Raw genomic sequence first — 12,635 nt, forward strand, 5'->3', positions numbered from 1 at the left:
CCTACTTTTACTCAAGCAATTAGATAAACCAACGTACGTAGCAGAAGTCCTGACGGTGTGGAAGTTCCGGATTCTTCGGGAACATACGGTAAGACACCTTGAAACTACCTGCATTTGACAAGCTGTGTTTAACCTGGAATGTATACAAGTCGCCTTCTTTCTTGACTACACTGAACGGTTCTACAGAATAAACATGTTGTTTTCCGTCTGCAGTTGTGTAAGTAGTAACCAATTCAAGTCCCACTGCATCATTCAAGCCTTTTTCATCGATAACGTAAGTAATAGTATATTCTTTTCCGCTTTCGATATCACCATTCTTCAGCTCTTCTACCTTGTCACAAGATACGATTTCAATAGAATCCCATTTAGCAACCACATCTTCTTTCCAAGCTGCGATTTCTTTTGCTTTTGCATTATCGTTAGCAGCCAAAGTCTGGAAACGTTTTGCCAGTTTGCAATAGAACTTGCTATAGTAATCATCCAACTGACGCTTCATGGTATAATGAGGAGCAATCTGTGCGATAGAATTCTTCACCACTTTGATCCAGCCTTCAGAATATCCCTTCTTATTACGTGCATAATACAACGGAAGGATTTCAGTTTCAAGAATACTGTAAATAGTAGCAGCATCCAGCTGATCCTGATGTTCCTGATTCTGGTAAGTACGTTTTTCAGTCAACGCCCAACCTGCACCTTCACGGTAACCTTCCAGCCACCATCCGTCTAATACGGAGAAATTGACAACACCGTTCATCAAAGCTTTTTCACCAGATGTACCGGATGCTTCCAACGGACGAGTCGGAGTATTCAACCAGATATCAACGCCGGAAACCAGACGACGAGCCAGTTGCATATCGTAATTCTCGAGGAAGATAATCTTACCCAGGAATTCCGGACGACGAGAGATTTCAATGATACGCTTAATCAAGCCCTGGCCTGCTCCATCGTGCGGGTGAGCTTTACCTGTAAACAGGAATTGTACCGGATAATCAGGATTGTTCACGATCTTAGAAAGACGATCCAAGTCGGTGAACAGCAAGTGTGCACGTTTGTAAGTAGCAAAACGACGGCCGAAACCAATCAGCAATGCGTTCGGATTGATCTTATCCATCAGTGAAACGATACGAGAAGGATCTCCCTGGTTCTTCAACCATGTATCGCGGAATGACTTACGGATATAGTCAACCAACTTATTCTTCATAGTCATACGAGTCTTCCAAATCTCTTCATCGGGCACATTGTAGATAGCTTCCCAAATCTTAGGATTAGACTGATCGAACCAGAAGTTTTCGTTGAAATATTTAAAGTATAATTCTTTCCATTCTGTTGCACTCCAAGTTGGGAAGTGAACACCATTCGTTACATATCCTACGTGGCTTTCTTCCGGGAAATAACCTTTCCAGATAGAAGAGAACATTTCTTGAGAAACTTTTCCGTGCAGCCAGCTTACACCGTTCACTTCCTGTGAAGTGTTACAAGCAAAAACAGACATACAGAAACGTTCGCCCTTGTCGCCCGGATTGTTACGTCCTAGATCCATCAAGTCATCCCATGAGATACCCATTCTGGAAGGATAACCACCCATATATTTGCCGAACAAACCTTCGTCAAAATAGTCGTGACCTGCAGGCACCGGAGTATGAACAGTATAAAGAGAAGAAGCGCGAACCAACTCAATAGCCTGGTCGAAAGTCAATCCAGTAGCTACATAGTCGCAGATACGCTGAACATTAATCAATGCAGCATGTCCTTCATTACAGTGATAAACATCTTTCTTGATACCCAGAGCTTTCAGAGTCAGGATACCACCGATACCCAACAAGATTTCCTGTTTCAAACGGTTTTCCCAGTCACCACCATAAAGCTGGTGAGTGATAGGACGGTCGAATTCGCTGTTCATTTCATTATCCGTATCAAGCAGATACAAAGAAATACGTCCAACATTCACACGCCATACGTTTGCATGAACAAAATAATCAAGATAAGGAACGTCAACTATCAACGGCTGACCATTGGCATCCATTACGCGTTCAATAGGAAGTTGACCGAAGTTCTGTGCCTCGTAGTTGGCAATCTGCTGTCCATCCATAGACAACGTTTGAGTAAAGTAGCCGTAACGATACAAGAAACCTACCGCACACAAATCAACATTGCTGTCGGAAGCCTCTTTCAGATAGTCACCAGCCAATACGCCCAGACCACCGGAATATATTTTCAGGACGCTGCTCAAGCCATATTCCATGCTGAAATAAGCTATAGATGGGCGTTGCTCATCCGGCTTCACATCCATGTAATCTCTGAATTTCGTATAAACTTCATTCATTCTTCTTAGAATCACCTTGTCTTTTGCCAGCGCTTCCAGCTTCTCATAGCTCATACGTTCCAACAACAGTACTGGATTCTGTCCACATTCTTTCCAAAGTTCCGGATCTAGATCTCTAAACAGTTCAGTCGCTTCAAAATTCCATGCCCACCAAATGTTGCGTGCGATTTCAGACAACTTCTCCAACTCTTCCGGTATACGTGATTTCACAGTAACCTCTTTCCAGTTGGGAGTATTCACATTACTAACTTTGATTTTCATAATGTTTTCGTTTACTTATTGATAAATAATTTCTTTCTTAACTCAACTGACGTATCCTTGCCTTACGCAAAGCGATATCATAAGCTTCATAATAATATTGTATAAAGTGCTTCCATAAAGCCTGCTCTGCAACTTCAGCAGCACGCTTACGGATTTCCTTCACCTCTTTATCAGTCTTATCCGCAAACAACGTAATCGTATCTTTGATACCATCCGCCACTTCCGAATAATTATAGTCCGAACGATGCAGCACTTCCACTCCATCATTAATGCCATGCTGGTTCTTCAGGCTGTTTACCCAAAGTCCGAATCCTGCCAGATCCGTAGTGATTGTCGGCACATGGAAAGCTACACTTTCCAGCGGAGTATATCCCCACGGTTCGTAATAAGAAGCATAGACACTCAAATCCTGCCCCAGCAATATATCATAATATTCTTTATTCATGATACCATCACGACCATCCAGATAACAAGGAACAAAAATCACCTTTACCTTATCTTCCGGACGATTGCCCATTCCCAGATATTTCAACATGTCCAACACCTGGTCATGAGTCATATTATGCAGCCAATGAGTGATAAACGGTACTTCGAGGGGAGTGTCGAACTTATCTTTGCTCTTCAAACGTGCCTGCAAATCCTCGCGAGGCTCTCCCACCCAACCGGGTACATTGATGAATGCCAACACATTCTTATGCAGTTTCTTATCCCTGTTCAAGCGGTTTAATGATTCCAAAAAAACATCAATACCTTTATTCTTAAACTCATATCGCCCACTGGTTCCGACAATTAACGTATCATCACCCAGATTTGTTCCCAATAATTTATTGGCAACACTAAGCATCAAGGTACGTGCGCGCTTACGCTTGCCGGTAAACGTGCTTCCTTTCGGCACAAAATCATCTTCAAAACCGTTCATCAGAACAACATCTGCCGGTTTATCCAGTAATTCCTTGCATTCATTATTGGTTATTTCACTCACCGTAGTAAAACAGTCTACATAATGTGCAGTCTGTTTCTCAATCGAGTGTTTCGATTGCATGTTCAGTTCCTGCGCCATCTGGTCGCCATTATAAGCAAACAGATAGTCATACAACGGCTTATTATTGCCGGCAATGGAACGACCGATAGACGTAGCATGGGTCGTAAAAATAGTAGCAACCTCCGGCACAGCTTCCTGTACATAAAGTGCTCCCATTCCAGTCATCCATTCATGTGCCTGATATACCACCTTATCCGTTTCCGTCAGGTTGTAGCGATAGAAACTCTCCACCACTCTTCCTGCGGCATAGGAAAACATAGAAGCCTCGTCGTAATCGCCATAGGCGTGCAACGAATCTACTTGATAACGATTCCACATTTCTGTGTATATATCGTCTTTCTTTTCAAAAAAAGGTTGGAAATCAACAAGAATGACTATGGGTTCACCGGGGATATTCCATCGTCCCACACGGACAGAAAGTTCGTCTTTCTCAAGCGCATGCTCTTTCCAGGCAGCACATAGGTTATCCGACTCGATGAATAGAGGGTTCTCCTTTCCTTGCCACACATCAGGACCTATGAAGAAAATTCTGTCGCGGAATTTTTCCTGTAATGTATTTGCCCGTGTCGACAAGACGGTATATATCCCTCCCACTTTATTACATACTTCCCAGCTGGACTCGAAGATATAATCGGGGGTTAATAAATCTTTTACCATATAATATATTAAAACTCTTTTTAGTATGCGAGTGCAAAAGTACACATTATTCTTTGAAAAATAATACTTTATACAAAAAATATGAGTTAAGAAGAGGAAAGAAACGTTGTCTAACAATGAAAAAAGAATATCCCCTTGCACATGCAAAGCAGCATGTACAAGGGGATTGAAAGTCCTTTATAGGAAATATTCTTGCTAAAAATTATGCAACGAGTGCGCTACCAATCAAGAAGGTTGCAGCCAAAGCAACGATTGCATAGAGTTCGGGGAATACGGCAAGAATCAACGTATTGCTAAATACATTGTGTCCCTGTCCGATTGCTGCGATACCGTTTGCACAAACTTGTCCCTGACGGATAGCGGAGAATAAAGCAACCAATCCCAGAGCAATACCTGCACCAAGCACTGCTGATGCCTGGATAGGTGTAATTTCAGGAGTCAAAATACCGAAGATTGTCTGAAACATGAAATAACCTGCAAAACCATAAAGACCCTGTGTACCCGGAAGAGCTGTCAATACCAGGAAGTTACCGAATGCACTATCATTCTTCTTCAATGCTCCGATAGCAGCATTACCTGCAATAGTTACTCCGTAAGCACTACCGATGCCCGACAAACCAACCATAATCGCGATGCCAATGTAGGCGATAAACAAATTCATTTCCATAATCTTATTCTATTTTTTATTGTTTAATTCTTAAAATATTAATTCTCAATTTCTAATTCTTAATCTTCAAATTTTCAATTTCTGAACGGTTTGTACTCTTTACCGCCTCCTTCATATCCGGAGTTCTTGAAGAACTCAACGAACGTCAGACGCATCGGGTGAACCATTGCACCCAGCACATTCATAAAGATATTGATGGCATGACCGATAACGAAAATCAGTACCATAACAATCGGGCCTGCTATTACATTATCCGGACTCATACCTACTGCCAGGCTGTTGAATACTCCCGCCAAAATACCTCCGGAAAGTCCGAGGGCAAACAAACGAACGTAAGACAATACATCGCCAAGCAAACCGGTGACCATATTATATGAATCCCATAATCCCAGTCCGATATTCAGGAAAACATTCTTTCCCGGACTGTTATAAAGGAAGATCATAGCAGCCGAAACACCCAGAATAACCAAATGCACTGTACTTCCCATCGGCATTACCTCCGGCAACAAAGCCGAAACTGCCATGGAAACCAGCAGGATGATCCATCCGATAGTTGCCACTGCATATTTGAAGCCAAACTGAATGGTCTGATTCACCGCCTTCAACACCATACCGAATAGTATCTGAATAGCTCCCAATATCAACGATAATTGGAACATATCATTGTTATCCATCAAGACGGCATGTTTCAGACGTTGAACAATCGGCCAGTTCAAATCGTAGATATTCGCTCCGAAGAACGTACCTGTCAGCAAACCGCAGAAGAATGTTGAAGCAGCCAATACCTGTATCAATGAAATGATCGACTTCATTGACGGAGTCACTTTCTTCGCCATCAACCGATAGGCCGTAGCTCCCAGAAACAGGAACACCCCATATCCGGAATCTCCCAGACAAAGTCCGAAAAAGACCATAAAGAACGGGGCAAAGAACGGAGTCAAGTCCAATTCATTATACTTCGGAAGCATATACAACTTACAGATCGGTTCGAACCAGGCAAAGAATCCCTTATTATTCAATCGAATAGGAACATTATCGCCCGGCATCGGATCGGTAATCTCATAATATACATGTGCGTCATTCAAGTAAGCCTCTATTTCCACTTGACTGAATGCAGGTGCCCATCCTTCAATTAACATCAGTTTGTCACCGGCAGTCTGTTCGGAACTTAACACCACCTTAGAGAACTCAATCTGGCTTTGCAACTCTTTCAGAGCAGCCTTCAAGGAAGGAATTTCTGTTTCGGAAAACGTAACCAGCTTCTTTTCATTCTCTTCAACGGCCTGTTCGGTCGTATTGTAAAGCGTTTCAAGGTGTGCCAAAGAGTATGCAGGTAATTTCGCCTGTTCTACATCCAAATCCACTTCCTGCCCGCCTTTCGTCAGAGTCACGAAGAATACTTTAGAAGAGATACGGTTCACAATCATTGCATTGTATTCCGTTTCCCACTCTTCCTTGTAATTTCCTTCCGAACAGCTATAAAAACCGATTACATAACCGGCATTTTTCAGCTTCTGAACATTATCCGGTTCAAAGTTACCCCAGGCTTCCAGTGCTTCTTTCTCTTTGGCATAGCTTTGCAACTGCTGCGACAGCTTTCCATGCTCTGTTTGCAGGGCATCCACTTCGTCCAGCACTTGCATACCACGGGCAGCCGTTCCACCTTCCGTAGCAATTACAGCATTCTTTTCATGCTTCTGATTCTGAAGCAACTTCAAGGTAGCCGCCAAGCGATTGGAAAGACGAATATTCTCCTGCAACTCCGTGTTATCAGCAGCCCCCTGTTGTTTCTCCACAATATGGACTACCCCAAGTTCACGCAGACTGTTCAGGAATTCTTCATACTCTTTGTGATAAACCAGGAATGTGAGTTTCTTCATTTTTGTAATCATGCCTCTACCTCCTTCCTTTTTTCTTGATGGGACTTCATGATCTTTTGCGAAGATTTCGACAAGTTTTCTTCATCTTCCATGAATCGTTTGATCTTTCGCAATGCATCCTGATAACCCGGTATCTGCACCTTCTCAAAAAGGTTCACCTTTTGAGTGGTCTTTTTCCTTGCATGTTCTAACAAGTTCAGCTTGGCGAGCATAAATTCACGTTCAATTGCCGTATGAGCCAGCTCTTCCAATAGATGGATACCGTCGGCATACCATTTGGGAGCATTAAACATACTGTACGAACGTATCTCGAATTCTACATTTTCGAGCAACGGTACGCGTACACCTGCAATCTTTTTCACGCCAAGATGAACATCATTCACCTTTATTAATGAAGCGTCAAACTCATTCCAAAGGGCGAACATGGCTTCATAGGCTTGAATTTGTTGTTCGAGCCTATCCTCCAGATCGGCAGCTTCCGTTTTACAGCGTTTCACTTCCATGCGGAGGGCGCTTTCCTTATTCTTAATAATAGGAAGCGTACGCACCCGCACTTTCAGTTGCTTTTCGAGCTGCTGAAGAGAGGTTTTGTTATATTGAAACTTTATAGCCATCTCGTTGATTTACTAATTTAACAATTTACGATCAGACGATTGAAATTACTTCTTATAAACATATATAATCCGTCCACTATCATCCTAATAGCAAATCGTCTAATTGTCTAATTATTTTGTTTCGGCCAGTATTGATCCACCAAGTCTTTCTTGATATTCACTTCTTCCGGACGGAAATATTTACCGAACAAGCCCCAGGCAACGTCCAGCATTTCAGTAGTATCAAGATTGACATCAATAGCCAACAACTGATTGGAATAGTCCTTCGCAAAAGCCAACGTACGTTCGTCGTAGTTGGTCAGGTCGAAACCATTTTCCATCTTCGTCTTAGCGTTAGCGGCATCGGCATACAGACGTACAGCGGCATTCATCACTTGCGGATGGTCCTTACGTGTCTTCTTACCGGTTACCAGCTGTTTCAAACGAGACAATGAACGGAACGGGTCAACAATTACCTTACCGATATCACTATCACGACGCAGGAACAACTGACCTTCAGTGATGTAACCCGTATTATCAGGTACAGCATGCGTAATATCTCCACCAGACAAAGTAGTCACCGCAATAATAGTGATTGAACCACCGGAAGGGAACTGCACCGCCTTTTCGTAAATCTTTGCCAAATCCGAGTAAAGCGATCCCGGCATAGAGTCTTTCGAAGGAATCTGGTCCATACGGTTAGATACAATTGCCAACGCATCCGCATAGCTCGTCATATCCGTCAATAGCACCAGCACTTTCTCATTATTATTTACTGCAAAATACTCTGCAGCAGTCAATGCCATGTCCGGAATCAACAAACGTTCTACCGGAGGATTTTCGGTCGTATTCATGAAACTCACGATACGGTCCAGCGCACCTGCATTAGAGAACACATTCTTAAAGTACAGGTAGTCGTCATTCGTCATACCCATACCTCCGAGGATAATCTTATCCGTTTCAGCACGTAAGGCTACATTTGCCATTACCTGATTAAAAGGCTGGTCGGGGTCGGCAAAGAACGGAATCTTCTGACCCGATACCAGTGTATTGTTCAAGTCGATACCGGCAATACCCGTTGCAATCAGTTCCGACGGCTGTTTACGTCGAACCGGATTCACAGACGGACCGCCAATTTCCACTTCCTGTCCTTCAATGTCCGGACCTCCATCAATCGGATCACCGAAAGCGTTGAAGAAACGTCCGGCCAGCTGCTCACTCACTTTCAATGTAGGCGATTTGCCGAGGAATACTACTTCGGCATTGGTCGGAATACCCTCCGTACCTTCAAATACCTGCAAAGTGACATCGTCACCGGCAATCTTAACCACCTGTGCCAGTTTACCGTCCACAGTGGCAAGCTCGTCATACCCTACTCCTGTCGCTTTCAGCGAACAAGTAGCCTTGGTAATCTGAGTAATCTTGGTATATATCTTTTGAAAAGCTTTTGTTGCCATCTTTGATAATTAAAATTATAAATTAAAGATTATGAATTGACACTTCTTTCGGCAATCAATTCCTTCAGTTGTTTCTGGAATCCTTCATACTGTTCCGATTTGAACTTCGAGTAGTTCATCTGCTTACAGACATTAATCATCTTCTTGAAGTAATCCATTACTTCGTTGAAGTTATCAAAGTCAAATTCCGTATGACAGATGTCGATTATCATGTTCAGAATATCTTCCTGACGTTCCATCGGAGTTACCGCATCAATTTCATCAAAAGCATCCTGTTGCAGAATAACAAAGTCAATCAATTCTGATTTCCAGAAAATCACATGATATTCTACCGGTACACCATCATCACCGAGGATATTGATCTGTTCGGCAATTTCCTTACCGCGCTGTAAACGGGTTTTCAGTTCGTTTACCTTTCCAATCCATTCATCGTTGATATGACCTTTGATATACTCCTCAAATTCCGGGTATTCGATATATTTTGAATAAGAATCAATCGGATTCACTGCCGGATAACGTTTCTTATCCGCACGATCCTGTTCCAAAGCATAAAAACAACGGGCTACTTTCTTCGTATTTTCAGTCACCGGCTCCTTCAAGTTACCACCCGCAGGAGATACCGTACCGATAAACGTAATAGAACCCGTTTCGTCATTACTTAGTTTTACATATCCCGCACGACCGTAGAAGTTGGAGATAATAGCCGAAATATCCATCGGGAAAGCATCCGGCCCAGGCAATTCTTCCATACGGTTGGACATCTCACGCAAAGCCTGTGCCCAACGGGAAGTAGAATCTGCCATCAACAAGACTTTCAATCCCATGGAACGGTAATATTCCGCCAGTGTCATTGCTGTATATACAGATGCTTCACGGGCAGCTACCGGCATGTTGGAAGTATTCGCAATGATGATAGTACGTTCCATCAATTTACGTCCCGTATGCGGGTCTACCAGTTCGGGGAACTCGGTAAAGATTTCCACCACCTCATTGGCACGTTCACCACAAGCCGCAATGATAACGATATCCGCTTCCGCCTGTTTAGAGATAGCGTGCTGAAGCACTGTTTTACCAGTACCGAACGGACCGGGGATAAATCCCGTACCACCTTCCACAATCGGATTCAGCGTATCAATCACACGTACACCAGTCTCCAATAATTTGAAAGGACGCGGTTTCTCCTTATAATTCGTCATCGCACGTTTCACGGGCCATCTCTGAATCATAGTCACAGGAATATCATTTCCTTCTTCGTCTGTCAGGATGGCAATTGTATCTTCTATCTTATAATCACCTTCCGGCATGATTGTTTTTACGGTAGCCGTTCCTTTCATAGTGAACGGGGCCATAATTTTCAGCGGCTGGAAGTTTTCATCCACCTGTCCCAACCATGCAGAAGCCTGCACTTTGTCACCTACATTCGCTAAGGGTACGAAGTGCCATACACGTTCTTTATCCAACGGATATGTATATTGTCCTCTTTTCAAGAAAACTCCATCCATCTTGTCGAGGTCATTTTGCAGACCATCATAGTTTTTCGATAGCATACCCGGGCCTAATGTCACCTCAAGCATGTGTCCTGTAAATTCGGCTTCGGCGCCCACTTTCAGTCCACGTGTGCTTTCAAACACCTGGACATATACATGTGAACCTACAACCTTAATCACCTCCGCCATCAACTTATCACCACCGGTCGAGATATAACAAATCTCATTCTGAGCTACCGGTCCGTCAACGACGAGGGTCACCATGTTGGCAATAACGCCACTAACAGTTCCTTTTGTTGCCATATATTTTTTTTATTTTATTATCTGAATTCTGCAGGAATCTGCACTTCGTTCTTCAGCGATTCGATAATGCTTCTGAACAACTGATTACCTCTTTCCTTATCCAGTGAAATCCACCGTTCAATCATTTCCAGCTTCAGCAGGAAAGCGAAAATACGTTCGATAGTGAAATAGTCGAAGAAAATAGCATCCTCCATCCAATTCCACCGCAAAGCATCCAACTTCTTCTCACGCTCCACCAGTTCTGTAATCTCACTGATTTTCACTAACGATTCAAACACATCCACCTCACCGGACAATCCGAAATCGCGGGCACTCGATGTACGCAATGCTTCGCATACTTCCGTATTTCCCACAACGTTGGAAGCAATATCCCATTTGAATTTACGGCTAGTAAATGCAACAAGAATATTATTGATGTTCAGGTTGAATTCAAACCAGGCAGAAACGAACTTATTCCCACAGTTCATCGCATACTCATAATATAGAGCAGCCAGATGATCCTCGTGTAAAACCGTACTTTCAGCCGGAGTATTCAGATAATCAGTAATAAAAGTGGATAGATAGACCGGAAATTCTTTAGGACTGATTTCTCCGCCTTCTCTCAGAATAGAAATATATTCAGAGAGTTCGTCAGCAGAGTAGTTTCCCCGTTTGTCGATTTCCGCTTCTTTATCTTTGAGAAGTTTCAGCACATTTGCATTATCAAACTTCAGATAAAACAAGTCAATCAACTTCTGGTCTGAAGCAGACAATCCATCGTAGATTTCAGTTTTAAAATCGGCTACTGTATAGCTCAGTTTGCTGTCTTCCAGCGAAAGTTCCGGCAAACCTGCTACCAAGTAATAGTACTTACTACTCATAGTCGCTTCTTTTAAAATAGCATTTCTACTAATTGAGGACGCAAGAACGCTTTGAAGTAATTCATGAATTCTTCTTCTCCGAAGTTCACCTTATACGAACCGTCCGCCGGAGAAACAGTGAACAGAGTTTTGATACCATTTACTTGCTGAATGGTCACCCCCTTGTCTAATAAAGCTTTTGCATGAGCTGCAAAATACTTTTTCAGTGATTCCGCATCGGCTGTTGAGATGACGATAGGTTCATCTATGCTCCATTTGGATGCCAATGCTACGATAAACGCATTCAGGTAATCTTTATCCTGAGCGAAATCTTTCACGGAAGCGGTTATCAACTTATCAGTTACCATTGTAGCGATTTCTGATTTGAGCGCATTCACAGCCTGACCGGCGAATAGTTTTAACTCTGATTTAGTATTTTCTGCTAACTCATCAGCAGATTTACGAGAGGAGTTTACAATTGATTCTGCCTCTTTTCGGGCATCCTCAATGATTTTCTTAGCTTCTTCCTGAGCATTCGCGATAAGTCTCTGCGCTTCCTCGTTTCCTTTTTCCACGCCTTCACGATAAATCTTATCGGTCAACTCTTGAATTTTGTTTTCCATATTAACAGGAGTATTTAGTATTATTACTATATTAACTATGTGTCCTTTGTCAGATTCTCGCCAAATTTACAAAAATCAATTTGATAAAAAAGAGAAAGAAGAAAAGAAAAAGATTTGTTTGCAAAAAAATCACAGTCCTACACCTATTTTATTCCGCTTTTTCCCCTTTTTTATTACTAAATGACACATTTACCGAATCTTTCAAGCCGGTAAACAAATATAAGGAATCTAAAAGACATTTGGAAATATGTATATACTTAAAACGACAAACAGGATACTAATACAAGATTAAATAACAAAAGCTATCGGTATTTCACCAAATTCATAGAAAACTAAAACTTCGGGGAGATCTATTCGACAATGACTTACCGGAAGACTGAAGATTGATAATTTTCGCAAAGTACCAAATGACAGAAGCCCCTTGACTCAAAATGAATCAAGGGGCTTCTTAAAAAACGGCGGCTACCTACTCTCCCACTGTTACGCAGTACCATCGGCGTGAC

General features: G+C 42.5%; 9 protein-coding genes. All 9 read right to left on the reverse strand.

Features of this window, described 5'->3' with window-relative positions; translation table 11 throughout:
• Positions 1 to 19 precede the first annotated feature (19 nt).
• Complete coding sequence (locus AB5217_RS23385; protein ID WP_004297649.1) at positions 20 to 2,584, reverse strand: glycosyltransferase family 1 protein; 2,565 nt, start codon at positions 2,582 to 2,584, stop codon at positions 20 to 22.
• A 37-nt stretch (positions 2,585 to 2,621) separates the two neighbouring features.
• Positions 2,622 to 4,283 carry a glycogen/starch synthase gene (locus tag AB5217_RS23390; protein ID WP_004297648.1) on the reverse strand — a complete coding sequence of 554 codons (1,662 nt, stop codon included), beginning with the start codon at positions 4,281 to 4,283 and terminating at the stop codon, positions 2,622 to 2,624.
• A 202-nt stretch (positions 4,284 to 4,485) separates the two neighbouring features.
• Positions 4,486 to 4,950 carry a V-type ATP synthase subunit K gene (locus AB5217_RS23395; RefSeq protein WP_004297644.1) on the reverse strand — a complete coding sequence of 155 codons (465 nt, stop codon included), beginning with the start codon at positions 4,948 to 4,950 and terminating at the stop codon, positions 4,486 to 4,488.
• Between the two features lie 74 nt (positions 4,951 to 5,024).
• A complete protein-coding gene (locus tag AB5217_RS23400; RefSeq protein ID WP_004303856.1) occupies positions 5,025 to 6,842 on the reverse strand; it encodes a V-type ATP synthase subunit I in 1,818 nt (605 codons plus the stop codon).
• Positions 6,839 to 7,444: a V-type ATP synthase subunit D gene (locus AB5217_RS23405; protein ID WP_115484705.1), complete on the reverse strand. Its 606-nt coding sequence runs from the start codon at positions 7,442 to 7,444 to the stop codon at positions 6,839 to 6,841. The genes AB5217_RS23400 and AB5217_RS23405 overlap by 4 nt, the downstream gene beginning before the upstream one ends.
• Positions 7,445 to 7,551: 107 nt before the next feature.
• The gene (locus AB5217_RS23410; RefSeq protein WP_004297639.1) at positions 7,552 to 8,880 is read right to left on the reverse strand and encodes a V-type ATP synthase subunit B; all 1,329 of its coding nucleotides are present in this window, start codon (positions 8,878 to 8,880) and stop codon (positions 7,552 to 7,554) included.
• 29 nt (positions 8,881 to 8,909) lie between these two features.
• Positions 8,910 to 10,670 carry a V-type ATP synthase subunit A gene (locus AB5217_RS23415; protein WP_004303858.1) on the reverse strand — a complete coding sequence of 587 codons (1,761 nt, stop codon included), beginning with the start codon at positions 10,668 to 10,670 and terminating at the stop codon, positions 8,910 to 8,912.
• Positions 10,671 to 10,687: 17 nt separating this feature from the next.
• Complete coding sequence (locus tag AB5217_RS23420; protein WP_004297637.1) at positions 10,688 to 11,530, reverse strand: DUF2764 domain-containing protein; 843 nt, start codon at positions 11,528 to 11,530, stop codon at positions 10,688 to 10,690.
• 11 nt (positions 11,531 to 11,541) lie between these two features.
• Positions 11,542 to 12,132: a V-type ATP synthase subunit E family protein gene (locus tag AB5217_RS23425; protein WP_004297635.1), complete on the reverse strand. Its 591-nt coding sequence runs from the start codon at positions 12,130 to 12,132 to the stop codon at positions 11,542 to 11,544.
• Positions 12,133 to 12,635 lie beyond the last annotated feature (503 nt).

The organism is Bacteroides sp. MSSM.1001136sp1_RTP21357st2_D2_RTP21359_211015 (assembly GCF_040913205.1).
GTDB lineage: Bacteria > Bacteroidota > Bacteroidia > Bacteroidales > Bacteroidaceae > Bacteroides > Bacteroides ovatus.